Raw genomic sequence first — 22,941 nt, 5'->3', positions numbered from 1 at the left:
GGAATATAGACGTGTCCGTCCAGCGATTTCTGAAGCAGCGCGCCGTCAATGTCACCGTTGGCGGCAACTACTCGCTGGCGAACTGGTACGATCACAGCGGCAAGCTGCGCCAATTCGCTTGCCGAACCAGCCGCGTCTCACCGTTCCGCATGATCATCGACGTTCCGGTGATCGGCCGCGTCGGCGACCACATCTCCTCCTACTTCAGCGAATTCGGCAAGCTCGAAGGTCATATCAGCGACACGCTTCCCGGCGGCTTCCTGCTGGAGCTTTCGGTGACCCGCGCGATGCGCGAGCGGCTGTCGAACCAGCTCACCTGGCTGGAGCGCAAAATGCTCGATCCGCAGATCAAGGATTCGCGCGAGCAGGCGAGGATCGTGCCGGCGTGCCCGCACTCGACGCTGACCCTGGCCGATGGATCGATGCACACCTGCTTCGTGATCGACATGTCGATCTCGGGTGCCGCAGTGTCGGCGGACGTGCAGCCGGAGATCGGCACGCCGTTGGCGGTCGGGGGCTGCGTCGGCCGCGTCGTCCGTCACCGCCCCGACGGCTTTGCGGTAAAGTTCGCCGAACTGCAGAATCGCAGCGAACTGGAATGGCGGATCGCACGAGCGCCGCAGCGCAACGCCGCCGTCAACGCGCGCGTCGAACGGCTGGCGACCTCCTCCGAACTGCCGGCGCCGCCGGTTGCAATTCCGCCGGCCGTCTCCGGGACCGACGACGCATTCGTACTCGACGCCTGACTGACGCCGCCGAGCCGGACTAATCCAGTAGAAGGTGGCCGATCAGTCCTGCCGGGTTGCGGCGGTCACCGCCTGCGCCAGCACGGTGGCGTCGGCGTGCGGCAGCGGCAGATAGCGTGCGTCCATTTCCTTGGCGAAGGCTTCGGCCTGCGGCCCCGGACGCGGCGACATGTCGATCACCACCGAACTGATCCCGGCGACGCGGAACTGGCGCGCCGATGTCTTGGCATCCTCTTCGGCCTGCGGCCGTCCCGGCGCGCCGTCGCGCGCGATGTTGGCGCGGCCGTCGGTGAGCACGATCACGGTCGGCGTCTGGCCTTTGCGCTTGATCGAATCCGCCAGCATGAAGGCACAATCGAGCCCGGACGCCAGCGGCGTGCCGCCTCCACCGGGCAAGCCGGCAAGGCTCCGCTTGGCGCGCGCCAGCGACCGCGTCGGCGGCAGCAGGATCTCGGCGATGGTGCCGCGGAACGAGATCATCGCCACCTGATCGCGGCGGACGTAGCAATCGGCAAGTAACAGTTCGACCGCGCCCTTGGCCTCGGCGAGCCGGTGCAGCGCCGCCGAGCCGGAGGCGTCGACCACGAAAATGGTGATGGTTTCGGTGCGCTGCTTGAAGCGTGCGATTCGGAAATCGTCCTTCTCGACCAGGATGCGCGGCGCGCTGCCGTTGCGACCTTCGGCCTGGCGCCGCCGCAGCGGTTGCCATGGGGCTGCGGCGCGCAGCGTCTCGATCACGTTCAGCTTGGATCCGTCGCGCAATTCGCCGCGGATGCTGCCGGCGGGACGGCCGCGCTTCTTCGACTTCTGCAGTTCGCCGGCCTTGCCGGCGGAGCGAGCCCGCGCCCGTCCGGCCGAGGCGCGCATCGCCTCCAGCACGCCGGGCGGCATCGCGGCCTTGACGGCGGCGAGGATCACTTCGTCCAGCGCCTTGTCGATGTCGGGCGTCTGCTGCTCTTGATCGTTGTTGTCCTGATTGTCGTCTTCCGGCGGCGGAGGCTCGGGCGGCGGCGGCTCGTCGGCCTGATCCGGCTGCTCCTGCTGCGGAAACACGGTGGCGCGCGGCGCCAGCACCAAGCGTGCAGCGAGCGTGATGTCGTCCTGTTCGATCTTGGTGCGATCGAACAACGCAGCGCTCGCCTTGGCGGCGCGGATCGCCAGCAAAGGTGCACGCAGCGAGATGATGCCGAGCGCGGCCGCGGCGGTGCACACCGCCTCGATCTGCTCGCTCTCGACCTTGATGTTCGCGAGCCGCTCGCGCGCGGCGCGGATATCGTCGAGCGAAATCGGGAAGTCGTCGGTCTCGCGCCAGGCGAACTGATCGAGATCGAGATGGAAGCCGAGCCGGTCACGCAGACCCGCCGGCGAGAATTCGTCCTCGAGTCCTTCGTCGAGCGCCACCACGCCGAACCGCGCCGGCATCCGCAGCGACAGGCCGTCGCGCTCCACCGCGGTCTCGTGCGCGTCCATCGCGGCGGTGAGATACACGTTGGTGGACGACTGCAGCCGCTCGGCCATCGCCACCACCAGAACGCCGCCGTCGGCTTCGGACAGCAGGCCGCGCTCGGCCACCGGACGGCCGGCGAGCAGCGTCGCCGACAGGTCGAGCCCGCCGAGCAGGCGGCCGTCGGCGATATGCAGCGGCAGATGCTTATAGGGTTGTTCGGGCGGCAGCGCGGCGCGCAGCATCGCGAGCCAGCGGTCGCGCACCGGGCCGGCGCGCGAGCGCAGCAACACACCGCCGGTACCGACCGGATCGACCGCGAACAATTGCGCCGCGGTCACCGCATCGGACCATGCGACCTCGATGCTCATCCGAAGATTTCGGCAAGCGCGCGGTCGACCCGCACGCTGGAGCCGGCGTCGTCGAGCGGATTGCGGCGCAACCGGTGCCGCAAGGCAGAGGGCGCGATCCGCTTCAGGTGTTCGTCGGTCACGGTCTTGTCGTGCTCGAGCGCGGCGAGCGCGCGCGCGGCCCGCATCAACGTGAGCTCACCGCGCAGGCCGTCGGTGCCGAGCGTCATGCACAGCTTGGCGGCGCGCTCCAGCGCCGCATCGCTGACGGTGACGTCGGGGAGCCGTTCCTTGGCCTGCGAGATCTTGCGGCGCAGCTTGGTCTCTTCCTTGGCCCAGGCGGCGACGAAGCCCTCAGGATCGGTCTCGAACGCGTCGCGACGACGCACCACTTCGATGCGCTCCGGCAGCGTGTCCGGGGTCTTGACTTCGACCGACATGCCGAAGCGGTCGAGCAATTGCGGACGCAGCTCGCCTTCTTCCGGGTTGCCGGTGCCGACCAGCACGAAGCGGGCCGGATGACGGATGCTGAGGCCTTCGCGCTCGACCACGTTCTCGCCGGAGGCGGCGACGTCGAGCAGAAGATCGACCAGATGGTCTTCGAGCAGGTTGGCTTCGTCGATGTAGAGGAAGCCGCGATGCGCCCGCGCCAACAGGCCGGGCTCGAACGCCTTCTCGCCCTTGGCCAGCGCGCGTTCGAGATCGAGCGCACCGACGACGCGATCTTCGGTCGCGCCGAGCGGCAGATCGACCACCGGCACCGGCACCTGCGCGGTCTTGACCTTGCCGTGCTTGACCTTCTCCCTGCACTCTTCGCAGTAGCGCTCGGGCTGATCGGGGTCGCAATTGTAGCGGCAGCCGACCACGGTCTTCATCTTGGGCAGCAGCGCCGCGAGCGCACGCACCGCGGTCGACTTGCCGGCACCGCGATCGCCGAACGCCAGCACGCCGCCGACCTTCTGATCGACCGCTGCGATCAGCAGCGCCAGCTTCATCTCGTCCTGGCCGACGATCGCGGAGAACGGAAACACTGTGGCCATTGCGATTACTCCGGCCGGGTCTTTTCGATCACCGCGGCTGCGCCCTTGTCGAGCAGTTCGAGTCCGACGGCACGACCGAGTTCGCGCGGCCGATTGGCCGGACCGGTGCGTACCGCCTCGATGAACATCCCGCCCTCCAGATCGAGAACCGAAGCGCGCAACGTCATCTCGTCGCCGGTGATGATCGAGTGCGCCGCGATCGGCGAGTTGCAGTGGCCGTTGAGCACCCACAGCACCTCGCGCTCGGCGTCGCAGCACATCCGCGACTTCTGATCGTCGATCAGCGCCAGATACTGACGGGTCTTCCACTCGTGCACGGGGCATTCCACCGCGACGATACCCTGGCCGGCTGCGGGCAGCATTTCTTCCGGGGTGAAATCGTGAGCGACGCGATCGACGAAGCCGACGCGCTCGATGCCGGCGCGCGCCATGATCAGCGCATCGGCCGGACCGACCTCGCTGCCGTCGGGCAGCCGCTGCTTCTCGCCATTGTCGAGCTTGCGCATCCGGGTATCGGCGGCGCCGCGGAAATGGATCACCTGGACTTCCGGAAACAGCCGCTTGGCATAGGCCGCGCGCCGCACCGCATTGGTGCCGATGGTGTAGCCCTTGCCACGCGACTTCTTCAGCTCTTCCAGAGTGAGACCTTTGCGCAGCACCAGCGAGTCGCATGCCGGATCGCGCGCCAGCGTGGCGGCGACGATCAGGCCGGGCGTCTCTTCGTTGGCCGGCATGTCCTTGAGCGAGTGCATTGCGCAATGCAGTTCGCCCCGCAGCATCGCGGCGCGAATCTCGGCCACGAAGGCGCCGCCCTTGCCGCCGTGCGGCAATAGCTTGCTGACCTGATCGCTGTCGCCGACGGTCTCGAACTTGATGATCTGGGGATCGAGCTCACTGGCAGCCGCGCTCAACTGCTTGGCGATGTCTTCAGTCTGGGCAAGCGCCATCACGCTCTTGCGCGTACCAATACGGACTGGAAATTTCACCACACGCTCCATTCGACAACCGCGACGGGCCCGCGGCGAAGTTCGGCCGAACCTTATGACCAGCCCGAGCCAGATTGCAAACGGATGACACCGAAGTCTCGTAGAAGCCCGGCGGGGTTCCGGGGTCGTTGATCTCGGACAATTCCGGCGCCTGCGACAGTCTTCTGCAGAACCTTTCAGCTTCTGTCTATCGCCACGCAATGGTACTCAAGTCAACTAGGCGCAATATTGAGCAAGGTCAAAAGCGAGATGACGGCTGAAGTTCTGATCGGTGACGGCGACGTTCGACTTTCGCCGCATCCATTGCGCGCGGTCGTGCTGGGTGAAGTTCATGCGCGACCGTTTACTGCGCTGAGCGTCCCGGCGCGCGTCCTGCACTTCGCATTCGAGACCTCGGGCGCACGCGCCGCCGCCGACCGCGACGCGATGATCAGTTTCTGTGAGTCGCGCGGCCTGCAGCCGCCTCCCGCTGGCGAGAAACATCATCGCGCCCGGTTCGGCACCACGATGCTGCGCTGGGAGCAGCACTCCGAGTTCACCACCTACACCTGGGAGATTCCGGCCGATCCGGCCGCGGCTCCATTTCACCCGGAAGCCTCGTCGCTGGCGTCGCCGATGCGTCTGCTGCCGCAGCCGGGGCCGCTCTTGGTCGCAGTCGACTTGCACGTCATGCCGGAGGATCTGCCGCGCACCGCGCCGGATCGGCTGTTCGATCGCGCCAGTCTGGCGGTCGCGGAAAACTCAGACGGCGCGGCGCTGTTCGCCACCGATTTTCAGCCGGGCCCGTCCGGCTTCGTGCGGGTGCTGGTGATCGATCGCGGCATGTCGCCCGAGCGAGCCGGCGCTTTGGTGCAGCGCGTGCTCGAAGTCGAGACCTACCGGACGCTGGCGCTGCTCGGCCTGCCCGAGGCGCAGCGGCTCGCGCCGTCGATTGCGGCGAGCGAGAAGCGCCTCGCCGAAGTCACCGCGGAGATGCGCCGCGTCGGCGATCTCGCCAACAACAACAAGCTGCTCCAGGAGCTGACCGAACTCGCCGCCGAGGTTGAAGCCGGCGCGGCCGCGAGCCTGTACCGGTTCGGCGCCAGCCGCGCCTATGACGAGATCATGAACGGCCGCCTGGCGACGCTCGGCGAACGCAAGGTCGGCGGACTGCCGACCTGGTCGTCGTTCCTGGCCCGCCGAATGAAGCCGGCGATGCGCACCTGCGCCACCACCGAGGCGCGGCAATCGGACCTGTCGCTCAAGCTCGCCCGCGCCGCCAACCTGCTGCGCACCCGGGTCGACGTCGAACTCGAGCAGCAGAACCAGGAACTGCTCAAATCGATGAACGCCCGCACCCGGCTGCAACTTCGGTTGCAGACCACGGTCGAAGGCCTGTCGACCGCAGCGATCACTTACTACGTGGTCGGTCTGTTCGCCTACATGGTGAAAGGCGCCGCGGAGGCCGGTCGCCTGAAGATCGATCCCAACCTCCTGACCGCAGGGTTCGTTCCGATCGCCGCATTGTCGATCTGGTGGACGATCCGCCGCATCCGCAAGAAGCACGTCCCGGACGTCGATTGATGGCCGCGCGCCGCACGCTGAAGTCGCTTCGTATTCTGGTCGCCCTCGCAGCGCTGGTGACGATTGCCGCTGGCCTGTGGCAATTGCAGCGTGGCAAGGACGGCCTGCTCATCACTCACACAACGGTCGGTCAGACGCCGGTCACGGTGTTTCGGCAACCGGCCGCCACCAAAGCACCGGTGGTGGTGATCGCCCACGGCTTTGCCGGTTCGCAGCAATTGATGCAGCCGTTCGCGCAGACCCTGGCGCGCAACGGTTACATCGCGGTCACCTTCGACTTCACCGGGCACGGCCGTAATCCGGTGACGATGGTCGGCGACGTCGACGAGCCGACCAAGATCACCGGCGTGCTGGTCGACGAACTCGGCCGGGTCACCGACTATGCCCGCAAGCTGCCGGAAAGCGACGGCCGCGCCGCCGTGCTCGGCCACTCGATGGCGTCCGACATCGTGGTGGCCTATGCGGTGGCGCATCCGGAGATCACCGCCACTGTCGCGGTGTCGGTGTTCACCCGCAAATCCACCGCCACGCTGCCGCACAATCTGCTGGTGATCGTTGGCGCGCTCGAGCCGCAAATGCTGAACGACGAAGGCCTGCGCATCGTCAATCAGGTCGCCGGCGGCAACGCCGTCGCGGGCCGGACCTACGGCAGCTTCGCCGACGGCACCGCGCGGCGCTTCGTCCTGGCTTCGGGCGTCGAACATATCGGCGTGCTGTACAGCCAGGATTCGATGCGCGAAGCGCTGCACTGGATGAACGACGCGTTCGGCCGCACCAGCTCCGGCTGGATCGACCAGCGGCCGCGCTGGCTGGCACTGCTGTTCGGCGGCCTGATCGCGCTGGCCTGGCCATTGTCGAAGCTGCTGCCGCGTGCCGCCGCGGCGCCGATCGGCGCGAGCCTCACCTGGAAGCAGCTTCTGGTCACCGCGATCGTGCCCGCGGTGCTGACACCGCTGCTGCTGTGGAAGGCGCCGACCGATTTCCTGACCATCCTGCTCGGCGACTATCTGACGCTGCACTTCCTGCTCTACGGCCTGCTGACCGCGGCCATCCTGGTGCTGATCCGGCTGCGCAGCCGCCGCGCCGCGGCGCATCCCACGCGGCCTCACCAACAGGAACTGACGGCGCTGGACGCCCTGCCAGATCCCGCCCACCCGCGCGTCGCAATCGCCGCGCTGGTGATCGCGACCGTGGCGGCAATTGCGTACAACATCCTCGGTTTCGGCATCGCGCTGGACAGCTATCTGTTCTCGTTCATGCCGATCGAACCGCGCATCCACCTGATCGCGGCCGTGGCGTGCGGCACGATCCCGTATTTCCTCACCGCAGAATGGATGGCGCATGGCCAGGGCGCCAAGCGCGGCGCCTATGCGCTGGCAAAATTCTGCTTCCTCGCCTCGCTGGCCGCCGCGGTGGCGCTCAATCTGCAGAAATTGTTCTTCCTCATCATCATCGTGCCCGCGATCCTGCTGCTGTTCCTCGCCTTCGGCTTGATCAGCAATTGGACCTACAAGGCGACCAATCATCCGCTCCCCGGTGCGCTGGCCAATGCGGTGCTGTTCGCCTGGGCAATCGCCGTGACGTTCCCGATGGTGATCCGCTGATGCAACACGAGCTGTGGCCTGCGGCGGGACAGCGGCGGTGGCGGGTGATCACCGACACGGTGATGGGCGGCGTCTCGCAAGGCACGCTGCAGCTTGCCGAGATCGAGGGCCGGATGGCAGCGCGGATGCGCGGCGCCGTCTCGACCGCCAACAATGGCGGCTTCATCCAGATCGCGATGGATCTGTCGCCGGACGGCGGCGCGTTTGATGCAAGCAGCTTTCACGGCATCGCCGCCGAGTTGCTCGGCAATGGCGAGGCCTACGGCCTGCATCTTCGCACCACCGATCTGCTGCGGCCGCAGCAATCCTATCGCCACGCCTTCCAGGCGACACCGCACTGGCAGGTGATCGAATGTCCGTTCGCCTCGTTCACGCCACACCGCACCGACACGCCGCTCGATGTGAGCCGGCTGCGACGAATTGGTCTGGTGGCGATCGGCCGCGAATTTGATGCAGATCTATCGATCGCCCGGCTTTGGCTCTATTGATCGGTTCAGCAACTTAAGGCGAATGGCGACGCCATCCGCCGGTTCCTAGAAGACGCGCCCATGGACGATCGCAACATTCAGTCCGCGCTGTGGACGCCGCCGCTGAACGCGCCGGCGGCGCGCGAGCTGTGCACCGATTGCGGCGTCTCGCGGATGAGCGATCCGAAGCAATGCGGGCAGGCCTGCCAGTTCATCAAGCCGGACTATCCGGCGATGGAACAACGTGTCCATGGCCGCACCCGCGACGCGGCATCCGGCGACGAAGCCTTCTTCGGTCCGTATCGCCGCATGGTGCAGGCCGCGATGAAACAGCCGCGCGACGGAGCGCAATGGACCGGCATCACCACGACGATCGCGCAGCGGCTGCTGGAGACCGGCGCGGTCGATGCGGTGATCGCAATGGCGCCGGACCCGGCCGACAAATGGAAGCCGATGCCTGTGCTGGTGACCAGGCCTGAAGGCATGGCGCAATGCCGCGGCATGCGGATGGGCTACGCCCCGTCGCTGGCGCTGCTGGAGCCCGCCGTCGCCGCCGGCTACAAGCGGCTCGCGGTCATCGGCGTGCCCTGCCAGATCTACGCACTGCGCCGGCTCGAGCAACAGCTCGGACTGGAACGGCTGTATGTGATCGGCACGCCGTGCTCGGACAATACCACCACCGAGGCGTTTCACGGCTTCCTCGATCTGTTGTCCGACAAGCCGGAAACCATCACCTATCTCGAATTCCGCGCCGACTATCACGTCGAGCTTCGGTTCGACGACGGCCGCAGCAAGGCGATTCCGTTCCTGCTGCTACCGATCTCCAAGCTGCCGCCGGACTTCTTCCCGATCACCTGCCGCACCTGCGTCGACTACACCAATACGCTCGCCGATATCACCGTCGGCTACATGGGCGGACGCGGGGAGCAATGGCTGCTGGTTCGCAACGAGCGTGGCGAGGAACTTCTGAACTTGCTCGGCGACGACGTTCGCTTGAGTGAGCCGACCAGCGCCGGCAACCGGGTCGCGCCGGTGAAGGGCTTCCTGAAGAACACCGAGCTCGCCGCCGGCGGCCTGCCGGTACGCGGCATGCCGAACTGGCTGCGGCCGTTGATGGGCTGGCTGATGCCGAAGGTCGGCCCGCGCGGGCTCGAATTCGCCCGCGCCCGGGTCGAGATGAAGGCGGTGGAGACCGTGCTGCATCTGCGGCGTCACTACAAACACAAAATGAAGAACATGATACCTGCGCACGTCTGGGCCCTGGTAAGGCCTTATGGCCTCGAGCCGCAAGACGACGAGCACCGCAACTAATTCATCTCCACGCCGCGGTAGCTACGCGGAACCGAGTTTCCTGATGCCGGTTATCGCGCACGAGATGGCGGGCGTCGCTCGCGCATCGCTGCACCGAGCATGGAGGCTGACGTGGACCACGACATCATCGACCATCTGAAGACGCTGCACACCACGGCGATCGATGCGCGCAACGGCTACGAAGAAGCGCTCGAGGACGCCGAAGGCAAGGGCATGACCCCACTGTTCCGCGACATGATCGCGCTGCATCACGGCAACGCCGAAGAGCTTGCCGGGATGCTGATCAATGCCGGCGAGACCGCCGACGATTCCGGCTCGTTCATGAGCGTGGTTCACCGCACCATCATGAGCGTGCGATCGCTGTTCGACGGCCTCGACGGCAGCGTGCTGCCCGGCCTGATCGACGGCGAGAAGCGCAATCTGTCGAAGTACGACGATGCGCTGAAGGTGGCCGCCGCATCGCCGGGCGTCGCTTCCACCCTGACGGCTCAGCGCGCCAGGATCAGCGAAAAGATCGCGCTGATGGAACAGCAGAATGCGGCTTACGAAGCGGCGCATTGATCAGCGCTTCCGTCAAGCGAGCACGACTTTCGGGGGCCAAGGCCCCCGTTTTTGTGTCCGCTCCAATCTGCAAGCCGTGAGCATTTGGTCAGCCGTCGCTCGCCCGCCTCTCCTGGCCGGGCCTGACGCGGAAGACCCTGTACCCTGCACTCCCGGGAAGAACGGACAGACCGGTTTCCATCAATCGACGAACTGCTCCAAATAAGCAAAGGCCCCGGTCTTTCGACCGAGGCCCTCGTATCAATTTGGCAGGCTTTTCCGGCAATTACTTCGTCAGCGTGCCGGTCGAACCGGGCGAGTCGCCCACGCCCGCATCCGAGCCCGTCGGTGAGGTACGGGTATCGGTGCCGGGGTTGTTCGGCTGATAGCGCTTCGGCTCGTTCTGGAGGCCCTTGGGCTGAGCCAAGCCGGTGGTGCCGGCCTCGGGGATCGGGTTGCTGATCTGCGCGGTCGCGCGTTCATCCGATTTGTAGTTCGCTCCCGCCGCCAGCAGGCCCATCGCGATCAACGCGAACACTGCGACGCCGGCCAGCTCCGGCAGCGCACCGTCGGCTGCGGCGCCCCGCCCCGAACCGTTGCCCTCCAGCGTATCGGCGGCGATCTCGCGATTGGAGCGCGAGCGGATGAAGTTGACGAAAGCGAGCCCGACCACCACGACGCCCGCGGCGAGCGTGAAGAACATCAGCCAGCTAATGGGTTGGTCTCCGTTCATGAATTACCTCCGGTTGTCGATGAGGAGAGTTGCGCACCTGTCGACAACCAACTGGAGATAATTCGATTCGTTCCGCCCCGGCGGTTGTGACGAGCGCCGCAAATCGGGGGACGGATTTACGCCTGGTCGTGCGGCAACTGGGCGTGCATCGGAACCTGATGCGTGACGGTTTCCGCCACCGGATCGTCGGAACGATCGCCGGCAAACAGGCGCTGCACCACGACGAAGAACACCGGAACCATCAGCAGCGCCAGGATCACCACCGCGATCATGCCGCCCATCACGCCGGTGCCGAGCGCCTGCTGGCTCTTGCCGCCCGCGCCGTGCGCGATCGCCATCGGCAGCACGCCCGAGCAGAATGCCAGACCGGTCATCAGGATCGGCCGGAACCGGAGATGGCAGGCCTCCATCGTCGCGTCGCGCAGGCTCTTGCCTTCCTTGCGAAGATCCTTGGCGAACTCGACGATCAGAATTGCGTCCTTGGCGGCAAGACCGATGATCGTGATCAGGCCGACCGTGAAGTACACGTCGTTCGGCAGGGAACGCATCGAGGCTGCGATCACCGCACCGGCGATTCCGAGCGGAACCGTCAGCAGCACCGACAGCGGAATCGTCCAGCTCTCGTACAGCGCCGCCAGCACCAGGAACACCACCAGCGCCGACAGCGCCAGAATGATCGGCGCCTGCGAGCCGGACAGCTTCTCCTGCAGCGACTGACCGGTCCAATCGTAGCCGAAGCCGCGCGGCAGCTGATCGGCGAGCCGCTCCATTTCGGCGATCGCGTCGCCGGAGGTGAAGCCGAGCCGCGCCTCGCCGCTGATGCGGATCGCCGGATAGTAGTTGAAGCCGACGATCTGGGTCGGCCCCTTGGCCCATTCCACGGTTGCGAAGGACGAGAACGGGACGAGCTGGCCGCGGCTGTTCTTCACCGTGTATGCGAGGATGTCGTCGCCATTCATCCGGCCCGCGGCATCGGCCTGCACGATCACGCGCTGCATGCGGCCGCGATTGGGGAAGTCGTTGACGTAGGACGAGCCGAGATTGGTCGAGACCGTCGAGTTGATGTCCTCGAAGGTGACGCCGAACGCACCGGCCTTTTCGCGGTCGATCACCAGATTGAGCACCGGAGCCGGCGGCAGGCCTTCGACATAGACCTTCTGCAGCACCGGGCTGGCGTTGGCGGCGGCGACGAGCTGCTCGCTGGCCTTCACCAGCGCGTCGTATCCCTTCTGGCCGCGATCCTGCAGACGGAAGCTGAAGCCCGACGAATTGCCGAGGTTGTCGACCGGCGGCGGCTGCAAGGCCGAGACACGCGCGTCGCGGATGCTGCCGAGCTTGCGGTTGGCGTCGTCGACGATCGCGGCAGCCGAGGAATTGTCGTCGCGCTCGCCCCAATCCTTCAGCGTGACGAAGGCCTGCGCGGCGTTCATGCCCTGACCGAGGAAGCTGAAGCCGGTCAGGAAGGTGACGTTCTCGACCCCGTCGCGCTCGAGCAGATAGTCCTCGACCTGCTTCACCACGTCGTAGGTGCGGTTATAGGACGAGTCCGAGGGCGTCTGCACGTCCACGGTGATGAAGCCCTGGTCGTCGACCGGCAGGAACCCGCCCGGCATCCGCACCATCGCCCAGCCGAGCACGCCGACCAGCACCGCATAGATCACCATCAGGCGTCCGGTGCGGCCGAGATTCCAGCGCACGATCCCGGAATAGCGCTCGCGAACCGTATCCAGGGTCCGGTTGAACCAGCCGAACACGCCGCCCTCGGCGTGGGCATGGCCCTTGGTCACCGGTTTCAACAGCGTGGCACACAGCGCCGGAGTGAGCGTCAGCGCCATCAGCGCCGAGAACGCGATCGCCGACACCATCGTCACCGAGAACTGCCGATAGATGATGCCCACCGAGCCCGGGAAGAACGCCATCGGCAGGAACACTGCGATCAGCACCAGTGTGATGCCGATGATCGCCGAGGTGATCTGCGACATCGCCTTGCGGGTCGCTTCCTTCGGCGGCAGCCCCTCCTCCGACATGATGCGTTCGACGTTCTCGACCACGACGATGGCGTCGTCGACCAGGATGCCGATCGCCAGCACCATGCCGAACATCGACAGCATGTTGATCGAATAGCCGAACAGCAGCAGCGACGCGCAGGTGCCGAGCAGCGCCACCGGCACCACAATGGTCGGAATGATGGTGTAGCGGATGTTCTGCAGGAACAGGAACATCACCACAAATACCAGCGCCACCGCCTCCAGCAGCGTATGCACCACCTTGGTGATCGAGGCTTCGACCACCGGGGTGATGTTGTAGGGGATCTCGTATTTGATGTTGGCCGGGAAGAAGCGCGACAGCTCCTTCATCTTGGCTTCGACCGCGCTGGCGGTGGCGAGCGCGTTGCCGGACGGCGACATCAGCACCGACAGGCCGGCGGTCGGCTTGCCGTTGAGGCGGGTGTTGAACTGATAGGAGAAGCCGCCGATCTCGATGCGGGCGACGTCGCGCAGCCGCACCGTGGAGCCGTCCGGATTGGCGCGCAGCACAATCGCGCCGAATTCGTCCGCCGAGGAGAGCTGGCCTTTGACCAGCACCAGGGTCGACGTCTTCTTGTCCTTGGGCGACGGCTCGGCGCCGATGCTGCCGGACGCGACCTGAGCGTTCTGCGCTTCGATCGCCTTGGTGACGTCGTCGGCAGTGAGATTGTAGCCGACCAGCTTGTCCGGATCGATCCAGATCCGCAGCGCGCGCTCGGTCGAATACAGCGTCGCACGGCCGACGCCGGGGATACGGCGGATCTCGCCGAGCACGTTGCGGATCATGAAGTCGCCGAGGCCGACTTCGTCGAGCGAGCCGTCGGTCGAACTCAGGGTGATGATCTGCAGCACCGCGCTGGAGGCTTCCTCGACGAGGATACCCTGCTGCAGCACCGCCTTCGGCAGGCGCGACTCGATCCGCTTGATGCGGTTCTGCACGTCCACCGAGGCCAACTGGGTATCGGTGCCCGGTTCGAAATTGGCGGTGATCTCGACCTGGCCGAGCGAGTCGGAGGTCGACTCAAAGTTGAGGATGCCGTTGGCGCCGTTCAGCTCTTCTTCGATCAGCCGGGTGACGCTGTTGTAGAGATTTTCCGGCGAGGCGCCCGGATAGGCGGTGGCGATCGCGATCGACGGGGGCGCGATGATCGGGTACTGCGCGACCGGCAGAAACGGAATCGAGATCGCGCCGATCAAACAGATGAACAGCGCGATGACCCAGGCGAAGATCGGCCTGTCGATAAAAAATGCTGGCATCTGCGGCGCCTACCGCACCGCGCTAGCGGTGTCCGTGGTCTCGCCGGTGACGGCTGCCGACCGACGTTCGCCGATATTCACCGGAACCACCGTGTCGCCGGCAGCGAATTTCTGAAAGCCTTCGACCACGACACGTTCGCCCGGCTTCAGTCCATCCAGCACGAGCCATTGCCCGTCCTGCTGCGGACCCAGCCGCACCGCCTGCACGGCGACGCGGTTGTCTGGCTTGACGACGAACACTTCGCTGCCGCCGCCGCTGTTGCGCTGCACCGCCTGCTCCGGCACCGCGATCGCATCCGCATCGATGCCCTGCTCGATCCGGACCCGGACATACATGCCCGGCAGCAGCTCGCGCTTCGGATTGTCGAACTCGGCGCGCAGCGTCACCTGACCGGTATAGGCGTCGACCTTGGCGTCCGAGAACAGCAGCTTGCCGTGCACCGGATACAGAGAGCCGTCGTCGAGCACGAGGTGAGCGCGCACCGCATCGGGCGCGATCTGGTCGAGCTCGCCGGAATCGAACGCACGGCGCAGCCGCGCCATCTCCGACACCGGCTGGGTGAAGTCGGCATAAACATGGTCGAGCTGCTGGATCGTGGCCAGACTGGTGGAGTCGTTCTGCACCACCAGCGCGCCTTCGCTGACCAGCGCCGCGCCGATCCGGCCGCTGATCGGCGCCCGAATGGTCGCGTATTCCAGATTGAGCTTGGCACGAGCGACCTCGGCCTCGCGCACCGCCACGTCGGCCGCTGCCTGACGCAGATTGCTGATCGCAACCTCGTTGGCGGCCCGCGACGCCGCCTGCTCGTGCGCCAGCAACGAAACGCGCTTGGCATGCATCTCGGCTTGATCGCGGGCAGCGGTCGCCTTTGCCAAAGCGGCTTCGGCCGCTTGTAGCTCGACTTCGAACGGACGCGGGTCGATCTGATACAGCGGATCGCCGGCTTTCACTTCGCTGCCCTGCTGAAACGGCCGCTTGAGGATGATTCCCGACACCCGTGGGCGCACGTCTGCGACCCTGACAGGCGCGATTCGCCCAGGCAGTTCGCGCACGATCGAGCGCGGATGCGCCTTGATGGTGACGACGCCGACTTCCGGCTTCTCGGGCGACGATGCGTTGGCGACGGACGGCTCGTTGCAGCCGGCCAACGCCGGTGCCAAGCAGGCGAGCGCCAGCGCCGCCAATCCAAAGCTCATCCTTCGCCGCATCTGAATCCTCATCTCGTGCGCTTCAATTCGGTCGAGCAAGGCCCGCGCCATCAGCGACATGAATAAGGACCGCCGACAACCGTCATCCGACCGTGGAAGCGACTGATGAACAGATGTTAATCGCGGATTTGTGCAGCACAACATCGGGTGGCGGCGGCGCAATGTCACACGGCCTGGAACCGCCTGATCCGGCACGATTTTCGCGCCCTCACAGCTCCGTGACATTCAAAAAATGCGAACAAATGCCGCAGGTTAATGGCCGTTCGGCGAATTAGCGACTGCTTAACCCGACTTGAGCGACGGCACCTCGGCCGCCGCCGGAGCGACGACCATCGATGCCGTCTGGGGACAATTGAGCGCGCTTCAGGGCGTGAAGACGAAGGCCGAGTCGGCGAGGTCGATCGCCGGCAACTGGTCCTTCTCGGTCCAATAGTCCTGGCTGTGCTGCCACTCCGGTTTATCGCCGCGCTTCGGCAACAGGTGCATGCCGCGCATCAGATAGCCTGGATTGAAGTTCTCGGGGTCGATCCACGGCAGCAGCGGCATATCGCGATCCTCCGGCCGAAGCGCTGGCACCACGCTGCGATAGCCTTGCGCCTTCATATGGCTCAGCAGTCGGCAGACGAAGTCCGCGACGAGGTCGGCACGCAGCGTCCAGCTCGCACGGAAGTAGCCGAACACCCAGGCCATGTTCGGCACGCCGGTAAACATCATGCCGCGATAGGTGACGGTGTCGGCGAAATCGAGCGGCTTGCCGTCGATCGAGAACGCGATATCGCCGAGCACGTTGAGATTGAAGCCGGTGGCGGTCACGATGACGTCGGCCTCGAGCGTCTCGCCGGACTTCAGCCGGATACCTTGCTCGGTGAACCGTTCGATCTCATCGGTGACCACCGACGCCTTGCCCGACGCAATCGCCTTGAACAGATCGCCGTCCGGAACGAAGGCGATGCGCTGCCGCCACGGCCGATAGCTCGGGGTGAAGTGCGGATCGAGATCGGCATCGGGACCGAGATGGGCGCGAACGCCGGCCAACAGCTCCTCTTTCACCACCTCCGGCTCGGTCATCGACCGGCGGGTGAAGGTCGCCTGATCGAACAGGATCTTGCGGCGGACGATCTCGTGGATCCAGTCTTCGGAAACGCCGAGCTCGCGAAGCGTGTCGGCGATCTCGATCTTGTTGCGGCCGGGAATGAAATAGGTCGGCGAGCGCTGCAACACCGTGACGTGCGCGGCAGTCGGCGCGACCGAGGGCACCAGCGTCGCCGCCGTTGCTCCCGAACCGATCACGATCACCCGCTTGCCGGTGACATCGAGATCGTCGGGCCAGGTCTGCGGATGCACGATCCGGCCCTTGAACTCGGCCATGCCCGGCCACTCCGGAGTGTAGCCTTCGCTGTGGCGATAGTAGCCCTGGCACATCCAGAGGAAGTTCGCCGTGAAGCGCGCCGTCTCGCCGCCCTCCCCGCGCCGTGCTTCGATCGTCCAGCACGCATCCTCGCTCGACCAGCTCGCCGAAACGATGCGATGGCCGTAGCGGATGTGACGGGCGAGATCGTGCTCGTCGATCACCTCGCCGAGATAGTCGCGGATCTCGGCTGCGGTCGCGATCGGTTTGCCGGTCCACGGCTTGAAGCGATAGCCGAAGGTGTAGAGATCGCTGTCGGAGCGGATGCCGGGGTAGCGATGGGTGCGCCAGGTGCCGCCGAATCCATCCTGGGCTTCGAGCACCACGAAGCGGGTGTCCGGGCACTGCGTCGTCAGATGATAGGCCGCACCGATGCCGGAAATCCCGGCGCCGACGATCAGGACGTCGACATGGTCGCAATCGGCGTGGAGGATGGAGGCATTGGCCGGAGCATCAGCGGTCGCGCCGATCCGGTGGGCATCGGAGTGGGGCATGTTTCCTCGACTTTTTTTGTGTCGTTGGAAACAGATTGGCCGCTGCAGGCGAATTTGCCCAGCACTTTTTTGCGATCCAAACGCACGACGCCGCGGACATTGCTGCCCGCGGCGTCATGGGACCTGTAAGGCGCCGATGGCTCAGATGTTGAGCAGCAGCGGATAGCCGGAGAACGACTTGTACTCGCCTTCCTGCTTCAGGATCAGCGGCATACCGGAGAAGCCCCGATATTCGCCTTCGTCCTTCAGGATCAGCGGCGTGCCGGAGAAGCTCTGATACTCGCCCTTCTGCTCGAGGATCAGCGGAGTACCAGAGTAGCCCTTGTACTCGCCTTCCTGCTTCAGGATCAGCGGCTCGCCGGAATAGCTCTTGTACTCGCCTTCCTGCTTGAGGATCAGCGGGTGACCGGAATGTCCTTTGTATTCTTCGCTCATGGTCGATTCCTTTTACTTAGAGGAGCACTGGCAGGCCCAGCCAGGAGGAGAAGGGTGTGGAGTTGTTGATCAACAGCGGCTCGCCCGAGTACGACTTGTACGGACCGCTGGTGTCCAGCAACAGAGGAGTCCCTGAGAAGGACTTGTACGGGCCGCTGCTGTCGAGCAACAACGGTGTTCCGGAGAACGACTGATACGGGCCATCGCTGCTGATAACCAGCGGCGTACCAGAGAAGGTCTTGTCGCTGTCGACCAGCAGCAAGTCACCGGAATAGGATTTGTACGGGCCGGACGTGTCGAGCAGCACCGGCGCGTGGATCATGTTGGAGAACGGCGCACCTACGCTCTGATCGGCGGCGTGCGAGGACGACGACTTCAGGCTGATCGGGTTCGGCCCGTAGCCGTCGAGAATCTTGGTCAGCTTGGCGCCGAAGCCGAACTCGGCCTGCGCCGCGACAACGACGCCACCCTTCTTCAGATAGTCGGCGTAGGTCGCTGCTTCCGAGCGTGACACGCCGGCCTTGACGAGCGCCGCAGCGGTCTCTTCGGCCGACGACCGGCCTGCCGACACCACCGCGTACTTGAAATTGCTGCTCTTCAGATCGCTTTCGAGCGCCGACAGGCGGCTGCCGGAGTCATACAAGCGGGCGATGATTTGCGTCATGGGTACTCCGTCTCAATCTCAGGACCTGGTCAACTGGCCCTGCATCAGAATCGTGTCGCGCCGCCGCGTCAGAGGGAACATCGTCACCAGCGTGGCAATGAGCAACACCAGTTCGAGATAATAGACAAAGTGATAACCCGCAGCGGCACCATCCCACCCGTGCGGCGCGTAAGCGGTTACCAGGTCACGCAAAATACCACCGAGCGCAATGGCGATGCCGGCCGCGGACGCCTGCACCGCGCCCCATGCGCCGAGTGCCAGACCGACCTGATCCTTCGGCGCCGCATTCATCGTCGCGGTCAGCGTGCCGTGCCCGAACAGACCGGCACCGAACCCGATCATCAGCGTACCGAAGCCGAACACCAGCGCGGACGCCATCGTCGACGACAAGCTCGCGGAGAAGATCACGGCGAGGAAGGCGGGAATCCCGACCAGCGCACCGGCGCTCGCCATCCGGAACGGATCGGCGCCGCGGCTCAGTACGCGCGACGCATAGCCGAAGCCGAGCAGGCCGCCGACCGCCAATGCCGCGGTGAGCTTGGTGGTATCACCGACGCTCAGATTGAGAATTTGTCCGCCATAGGGTTCGAGCAGCACGTCTTCCATGCTGAACGCCATGGTGCCGAAACCGACCGCCACCAGCCGGCGCATCGCATTCGGACCATGGATGAACGCATCCCACGACTGCCGGAAGCCACCGCTCGGCGCATCCGGATGCGGCGTCGCCTGATTGGGATTGTCGCGGCGGCGCGCCTCCATCTTCCACGAGGCGACGCCGTTGAGGATGATGGTGACCACCGCGGAGCCCTGGATCACCTGAATGAGGCGGCCGGGCGAAAAGTCGGCGAGCAGGATGCCGAAGATGATCGCACTGGCGATCATGCCCAGCATCAGCATCGTGTACATCAGGCCGACCACCTTCGGCCGCGAGTCCGGCGGAGCCAGATCGGTCGCCAGCGCGAGCCCGACGGTCTGCGTGGTGTGCACCCCGGCGCCGATCAGCAGGAACGCCGTGGCCGCCGCAGCCTGCCCGACCCAGACCGGCGCCTGACCTGCGTCACCGCCGCCCGACAGCACCAGCAGCGCGAACGGCAGAATCGCCAGGCCGCCGAACTGCACCATGGTCCCCTTGTAGAGGAACGGCACGCGGCGCCAGCCCAGCGCAGATTTGTGAATGTCGGACTTGAAGCCGATCAGCGCCCGGAACGGCGCGAAAATCAAAGGCAGCGAGACCATGATGCCGACGATCGACGCCGGCACGTTGAGCTCGACGATCATCACCCGGTTCAGCGTGCCGACCAGCAGCACCAGCGACATGCCGACCGCGACCTGAAACAGCGACAGGCGCAGCAACCGGGACAACGGCAGATCCGGCGTGGCCGCATCCGCGAAAGGCAGAAAGCGGGGCCCGAGCGAGGCCCAGACTTTCATCATCTTTTGGCTGACTGTGTTCATCGTGCAGCGATTCCAGCTTGCGTGAGCCCGGCGGTCTCGTCCGCCGGTGTCCGATCGAACAGCACCACTTTGAAGCCAAAGATGAACTGCGGCAGATCAAATCTCCGCACTGCTCTCCGGCTACAAAGCAAGCGACCGGGACCCATGGATCCCGGTCCAGCCACGACAGCTTCGAAGAGAAGCTGAATTAGCCGATGGAGACCGAGCTCTCGATCGCCGCAGCCTTGCCGTTCCAGTACTTCGGGAACCAGGTGGTGTTGCTGAGAACAGCAAAGTGCACCAGGATGGCGATCACGGTGACGCTGCCGAGCAGGAGCGGAAGACCGACGGTCGGCTTCACAACAGTCCAAATACGACCTTGATTCATCTTACGTACTCCTTAGTGCAGCCAGGGCGAGTAAACATACGCCAGGAAGTGAGCGACGATGGCGATCGCGCCGAAGATGCGCGTGCCGTCGATCACATGCTTGTGGAGCTCTTCCGATTCCGCGATCGTCAGACCGGTCGGCCAGACCTTGTTGGGATCGTCTGCCATAGTAAATCCTCCAGAGAGACTTACAGTGTCGTGCTGAACCTGCACGTAGGTTGATTGTCGCTGCTACGCCGAACATTCGTTCGCTTGGTCTCAGCATTTCCTGTTAGCCCCCGACACCCGGCCGACAACGGCGAGACTCGTCTCGCCTTGGAACGGGCCGATGCGGATGCTTCCAGCCCTCGGATGACGAAGACTCACGCCTTGATCACATCCGAGTGATTGTAAGACTATCCTGACACACATCTTTGTCAATTTAACATGACACCCAGGACTGTCCGTGTCATACCGGACAGCCTCAAACCGGTCCGACAAGTCCCGGACACGGAAAATTGAGTAAATTGTGATGCACTCTGGTCTTGACAGTTCGACCGAGTTTGGCGTCGCGGATTGCGCCGCATCCGGTCGCGTCGGCGGCCGGCGCGCGGCGGTGAGTCCTCCTGGATCGATCCAGCCCCACGCTGCCTTGCTGGCGCTCGCGCCGGACAATCTGGCGATCGTTCATGCTGGTGGCGCCACCGAAGCGTTGTTCGGCGCGCCCGCGGAGCTGCTGCCTGGGGCCGCGGCCACCACGGTGTTTTCGTCCGATCAGATCGCCCGGTTGCGCACGCTGGCGACGGCGGACCAGCCGATCGAGCAGCCGTTATATGCGTTCACGCTCGACCCGCCCGATGCCGTGCCGACCGACGTGATCGCCCATCACGCCTCCGGACTGCTGGTGGTGGAGCTCGACCCGTGCCGCGAACAGCCGCCGGAGAACTCGCTGGCGCTGGTTCAGTCCATGCTCCGGCGCGTGCAGTCCGCCTCCACGGTGCAGGAATTCTGTGAAGCAATGGCGGCCGAGCTGCGCAGCGTCACCGGCTTCGACCGGGTGATGGTCTATCGCTTCGCGGCAGACGGCAGCGGCGATGTGATCGCCGAAGCGCGCGCGCCTGAGATCGGCTCTTTTCTCGGGCTGCGCGATCCGCAGCCCGACATACCGAATCAGCCCGGCCCGGGCAGCCGAATCCGCTTGCAGCCCGATGCCCGCGCAACAGCCGCGCCGGTGATGCCGGGGATCGATCCGCGCAGCGGCGCCGTGCTCGACCTTTCCCACAGTTCGATCCGCAGCGCCTCGCCGGAGCATCGGTTGTATCTGGCTCAGCTCGGCGTCGCCGCGTCGCTGTCGGTGTCGCTGACCGTCGACGGCGCCCCCTGGGGCTTGATGGTCTGCCACCACGCCGTGCCGCGCTTCCTGCCCTACCGGATGCGCGAGGCCTGCGCGCTGTTCGCCGAGATGGCGTCGTCGCAGCTCGAAGCGCGGCTCGCCGCCGAGCAGCTCGCAGCACGCCTGCACAGCGCCAGCGTCCACGAGGAACTGGTCACGCGGATGAGCCAGGAGTCCGACCTCGGCGAAGGTCTGATCCGTTTCTATCCCGATCTGCTGGATTTCATTCCGGCGGCCGGGGTCGGACTGTGGATCGACGGCCAGTTCACCGGGACCGGAATCACTCCGGACGCCAAGCAGGTCGCCGCGCTGATCGGCTGGCTGCACGGCGTGGCACATGACGGCGTGTATCACACCGACTGCCTGCCACTCGCCTATCCGCCGTCCAAAGCGTTCGCCGCACAGGCCTGCGGACTGATCGCACTGTCGCTGTCGAACACTCCGCGTGACTACGTGTTGTGGTTTCGCCCCGAGATCGTCCGCCGCGTCACCTGGGCCGGCGCGCCGAACAAGCCGGTCGGCGTCGACAGCGGCGACGGACGCCCCTCGGCCAATCGCTGCCCGGCAAGCTGGGAAGAGGAGGTGCGACTGCACTGCGAGCCTTGGCTGGGCGCCGAGGTCGAAGCGGCCCACCGACTGCGTCAGTCGTTGCTCGACGTCGTGCTGCGGAGGATCAACGGCATTGCCCGCGAGCGCCGGTCGGCGCTGCTGCTGCAGGAGCAATTGATGCGACAGGTCGAGATCGGCCTGAATCGCTCGAAGGACGTCGCGCAGACGCTGCAGGAGGAGAAGCGGCGCCGCGTGCTGGTCGAGGACGATCTCTCCCAGGTGCTGCGCCGGACCGTCGAAGACCAGGAGGCCGAGCGGCTGCGGATCGCGCGCGAGCTGCACGACACGCTCGGCCAGTCGTTGACCCTGTTGCAGCTCGGCTTCGACAAACTCGGCCAGGCCGCCGGCGATGCGCCTGAATTGAAGCAGCGGATCGCCGAGATGAAGAGCCTGACCGCCGACATCGGCAGCCAGGCCAATCGGCTCGCGTGGGAAATCCGCCCCACGGCGCTCGACGATCTCGGCATCCAGACCGCGATCCAGACTCTGCTGGATTCCTGTAGCGAAAGATCGGGCATCGAGTTCGATCTGCACATCACGCTCGGCGCCAGCCGGCTGCCGCCCGCGGTCGAGACCACGCTGTATCGTGTGCTGCAGGAAGCGCTGACCAACGTGATCCGCCATGCCGCGGCCCGACACGTCGGCGTGATGCTGCGGCTGCACGACCGCCAGGTCACGATGATCGTCGAAGACGACGGCCGAGGCTTCTCCTCTGCGGGCCCCAAACAACCGGCGAACCGGCTCGGTCTGCTCGGCATCCGTGAGCGGCTGTCGCTGGTCGGCGGCACGCTCGAACTCGAAACCGCGCCGGGCAAGGGCACCGCCCTCTACGCCCGAATTCCGCTGTGACCTATGGAAGT

Annotated in this window: 19 protein-coding genes; 7 read left to right on the top strand and 12 right to left on the bottom strand. The window is 65.5% G+C overall.

Annotated elements, in window-relative coordinates; translation table 11 throughout:
• Positions 1 to 11 precede the first annotated feature (11 nt).
• The gene (locus DY468_RS14760) at positions 12 to 746 is read left to right on the top strand and encodes a PilZ domain-containing protein (protein ID WP_164605557.1); all 735 of its coding nucleotides are present in this window, start codon (positions 12 to 14) and stop codon (positions 744 to 746) included.
• Between the two features lie 42 nt (positions 747 to 788).
• On the opposite strand, the gene DY468_RS14755 is transcribed toward DY468_RS14760, so the two are convergent.
• Genes DY468_RS14755 through hemC form a run of 3 tightly spaced genes read right to left on the bottom strand, consistent with a single transcriptional unit; the run spans position 789 to position 4,578 of the window.
• Positions 789 to 2,561 (bottom strand): magnesium chelatase subunit D, encoded by a 1,773-nt coding sequence (locus DY468_RS14755; RefSeq protein WP_164605556.1) that lies wholly within the window; start codon positions 2,559 to 2,561, stop codon positions 789 to 791.
• Entirely contained in the window at positions 2,558 to 3,580 is a 1,023-nt protein-coding gene (bchI, locus tag DY468_RS14750) for a magnesium chelatase ATPase subunit I (protein WP_164605555.1), read from the bottom strand. The genes DY468_RS14755 and bchI overlap by 4 nt, the downstream gene beginning before the upstream one ends.
• A gap of 5 nt (positions 3,581 to 3,585) precedes the next feature.
• Positions 3,586 to 4,578, bottom strand: coding sequence for a hydroxymethylbilane synthase (gene hemC, locus DY468_RS14745; protein WP_205512358.1), 993 nt, complete (start codon positions 4,576 to 4,578; stop codon positions 3,586 to 3,588).
• Positions 4,579 to 4,815: 237 nt separating this feature from the next.
• Between hemC and DY468_RS14740 the strand changes: the two genes are divergently transcribed.
• From DY468_RS14740 to DY468_RS14720, 5 genes are all read left to right on the top strand, one after another.
• Positions 4,816 to 6,129, top strand: coding sequence for a DUF3422 family protein (locus DY468_RS14740; protein WP_164605553.1), 1,314 nt, complete (start codon positions 4,816 to 4,818; stop codon positions 6,127 to 6,129).
• A complete protein-coding gene (locus DY468_RS14735) occupies positions 6,129 to 7,733 on the top strand; it encodes an alpha/beta hydrolase family protein (protein WP_164605552.1) in 1,605 nt (534 codons plus the stop codon). The genes DY468_RS14740 and DY468_RS14735 overlap by 1 nt, the downstream gene beginning before the upstream one ends.
• A complete protein-coding gene (locus DY468_RS14730) occupies positions 7,733 to 8,221 on the top strand; it encodes a CIA30 family protein (protein WP_164605551.1) in 489 nt (162 codons plus the stop codon). The genes DY468_RS14735 and DY468_RS14730 overlap by 1 nt, the downstream gene beginning before the upstream one ends.
• 60 nt (positions 8,222 to 8,281) lie before the next feature.
• Positions 8,282 to 9,511: a Coenzyme F420 hydrogenase/dehydrogenase, beta subunit C-terminal domain gene (locus DY468_RS14725; RefSeq protein ID WP_164605550.1), complete on the top strand. Its 1,230-nt coding sequence runs from the start codon at positions 8,282 to 8,284 to the stop codon at positions 9,509 to 9,511.
• A gap of 111 nt (positions 9,512 to 9,622) precedes the next feature.
• The gene (locus DY468_RS14720; RefSeq protein ID WP_164605549.1) at positions 9,623 to 10,072 is read left to right on the top strand and encodes a ferritin-like domain-containing protein; all 450 of its coding nucleotides are present in this window, start codon (positions 9,623 to 9,625) and stop codon (positions 10,070 to 10,072) included.
• A 265-nt stretch (positions 10,073 to 10,337) separates the two neighbouring features.
• On the opposite strand, the gene DY468_RS14715 is transcribed toward DY468_RS14720, so the two are convergent.
• From DY468_RS14715 to pufB, 9 genes are all read right to left on the bottom strand, one after another.
• Complete coding sequence (locus tag DY468_RS14715) at positions 10,338 to 10,784, bottom strand: hypothetical protein (RefSeq protein ID WP_164605548.1); 447 nt, start codon at positions 10,782 to 10,784, stop codon at positions 10,338 to 10,340.
• 116 nt (positions 10,785 to 10,900) lie between these two features.
• Entirely contained in the window at positions 10,901 to 14,068 is a 3,168-nt protein-coding gene (locus tag DY468_RS14710; protein WP_164605547.1) for a multidrug efflux RND transporter permease subunit, read from the bottom strand.
• Positions 14,069 to 14,077: 9 nt separating this feature from the next.
• Positions 14,078 to 15,277, bottom strand: coding sequence for an efflux RND transporter periplasmic adaptor subunit (locus DY468_RS14705; protein ID WP_164605546.1), 1,200 nt, complete (start codon positions 15,275 to 15,277; stop codon positions 14,078 to 14,080).
• Positions 15,278 to 15,640: 363 nt separating this feature from the next.
• Positions 15,641 to 17,179, bottom strand: coding sequence for a flavin-containing monooxygenase (locus tag DY468_RS14700; RefSeq protein ID WP_246700985.1), 1,539 nt, complete (start codon positions 17,177 to 17,179; stop codon positions 15,641 to 15,643).
• A gap of 141 nt (positions 17,180 to 17,320) precedes the next feature.
• Positions 17,321 to 17,614, bottom strand: coding sequence for a hypothetical protein (locus DY468_RS14695; RefSeq protein WP_164605545.1), 294 nt, complete (start codon positions 17,612 to 17,614; stop codon positions 17,321 to 17,323).
• Between the two features lie 16 nt (positions 17,615 to 17,630).
• Positions 17,631 to 18,278: a hypothetical protein gene (locus tag DY468_RS14690; protein ID WP_164605544.1), complete on the bottom strand. Its 648-nt coding sequence runs from the start codon at positions 18,276 to 18,278 to the stop codon at positions 17,631 to 17,633.
• Between the two features lie 18 nt (positions 18,279 to 18,296).
• Positions 18,297 to 19,733 carry a PucC family protein gene (locus DY468_RS14685; protein ID WP_164605543.1) on the bottom strand — a complete coding sequence of 479 codons (1,437 nt, stop codon included), beginning with the start codon at positions 19,731 to 19,733 and terminating at the stop codon, positions 18,297 to 18,299.
• 187 nt (positions 19,734 to 19,920) lie between these two features.
• Positions 19,921 to 20,100: a light-harvesting protein gene (locus DY468_RS14680; RefSeq protein WP_164605542.1), complete on the bottom strand. Its 180-nt coding sequence runs from the start codon at positions 20,098 to 20,100 to the stop codon at positions 19,921 to 19,923.
• Positions 20,101 to 20,112: 12 nt separating this feature from the next.
• Positions 20,113 to 20,268: a light-harvesting antenna LH1, beta subunit gene (gene pufB / locus DY468_RS14675; RefSeq protein WP_011157052.1), complete on the bottom strand. Its 156-nt coding sequence runs from the start codon at positions 20,266 to 20,268 to the stop codon at positions 20,113 to 20,115.
• Between the two features lie 343 nt (positions 20,269 to 20,611).
• On the opposite strand from pufB, the gene DY468_RS14670 reads away from it, so the two are divergent.
• Positions 20,612 to 22,930, top strand: coding sequence for a GAF domain-containing protein (locus DY468_RS14670; RefSeq protein WP_164605541.1), 2,319 nt, complete (start codon positions 20,612 to 20,614; stop codon positions 22,928 to 22,930).
• The last annotated feature ends 11 nt before the right edge of the window (positions 22,931 to 22,941 follow it).

The organism is Rhodopseudomonas sp. BR0M22 (assembly GCF_010907035.1).
In the GTDB taxonomy this organism is placed as follows: Bacteria; Pseudomonadota; Alphaproteobacteria; order Rhizobiales; family Xanthobacteraceae; genus Rhodopseudomonas.
This window is presented reverse-complemented; position numbering and strand designations above follow the sequence as displayed.

Bases quoted from the DNA above. Each gene is read 5' to 3' on its own strand.
- DY468_RS14725 (WP_164605550.1), top strand. From the start codon at position 8,282: ATGGACGATCGCAACATTCAGTCCGCGCTGTGGACGCCGCCGCTGAAC.
- DY468_RS14680 (WP_164605542.1), bottom strand. From the start codon at position 20,100: ATGAATCAAGGTCGTATTTGGACTGTTGTGAAGCCGACCGTCGGTCTT.
- DY468_RS14755 (WP_164605556.1), bottom strand. From the start codon at position 2,561: ATGAGCATCGAGGTCGCATGGTCCGATGCGGTGACCGCGGCGCAATTG.
- DY468_RS14685 (WP_164605543.1), bottom strand. From the start codon at position 19,733: ATGAACACAGTCAGCCAAAAGATGATGAAAGTCTGGGCCTCGCTCGGG.
- DY468_RS14670 (WP_164605541.1), top strand. From the start codon at position 20,612: ATGCACTCTGGTCTTGACAGTTCGACCGAGTTTGGCGTCGCGGATTGC.
- bchI (WP_164605555.1), bottom strand. From the start codon at position 3,580: ATGGCCACAGTGTTTCCGTTCTCCGCGATCGTCGGCCAGGACGAGATG.
- DY468_RS14735 (WP_164605552.1), top strand. From the start codon at position 6,129: ATGGCCGCGCGCCGCACGCTGAAGTCGCTTCGTATTCTGGTCGCCCTC.
- pufB (WP_011157052.1), bottom strand. From the start codon at position 20,268: ATGGCAGACGATCCCAACAAGGTCTGGCCGACCGGTCTGACGATCGCG.
- DY468_RS14710 (WP_164605547.1), bottom strand. From the start codon at position 14,068: ATGCCAGCATTTTTTATCGACAGGCCGATCTTCGCCTGGGTCATCGCG.
- hemC (WP_205512358.1), bottom strand. From the start codon at position 4,578: ATGGAGCGTGTGGTGAAATTTCCAGTCCGTATTGGTACGCGCAAGAGC.
- DY468_RS14730 (WP_164605551.1), top strand. From the start codon at position 7,733: ATGCAACACGAGCTGTGGCCTGCGGCGGGACAGCGGCGGTGGCGGGTG.
- DY468_RS14715 (WP_164605548.1), bottom strand. From the start codon at position 10,784: ATGAACGGAGACCAACCCATTAGCTGGCTGATGTTCTTCACGCTCGCC.
- DY468_RS14695 (WP_164605545.1), bottom strand. From the start codon at position 17,614: ATGAGCGAAGAATACAAAGGACATTCCGGTCACCCGCTGATCCTCAAG.
- DY468_RS14740 (WP_164605553.1), top strand. From the start codon at position 4,816: ATGACGGCTGAAGTTCTGATCGGTGACGGCGACGTTCGACTTTCGCCG.
- DY468_RS14690 (WP_164605544.1), bottom strand. From the start codon at position 18,278: ATGACGCAAATCATCGCCCGCTTGTATGACTCCGGCAGCCGCCTGTCG.
- DY468_RS14705 (WP_164605546.1), bottom strand. From the start codon at position 15,277: ATGCGGCGAAGGATGAGCTTTGGATTGGCGGCGCTGGCGCTCGCCTGC.
- DY468_RS14700 (WP_246700985.1), bottom strand. From the start codon at position 17,179: ATGCCCCACTCCGATGCCCACCGGATCGGCGCGACCGCTGATGCTCCG.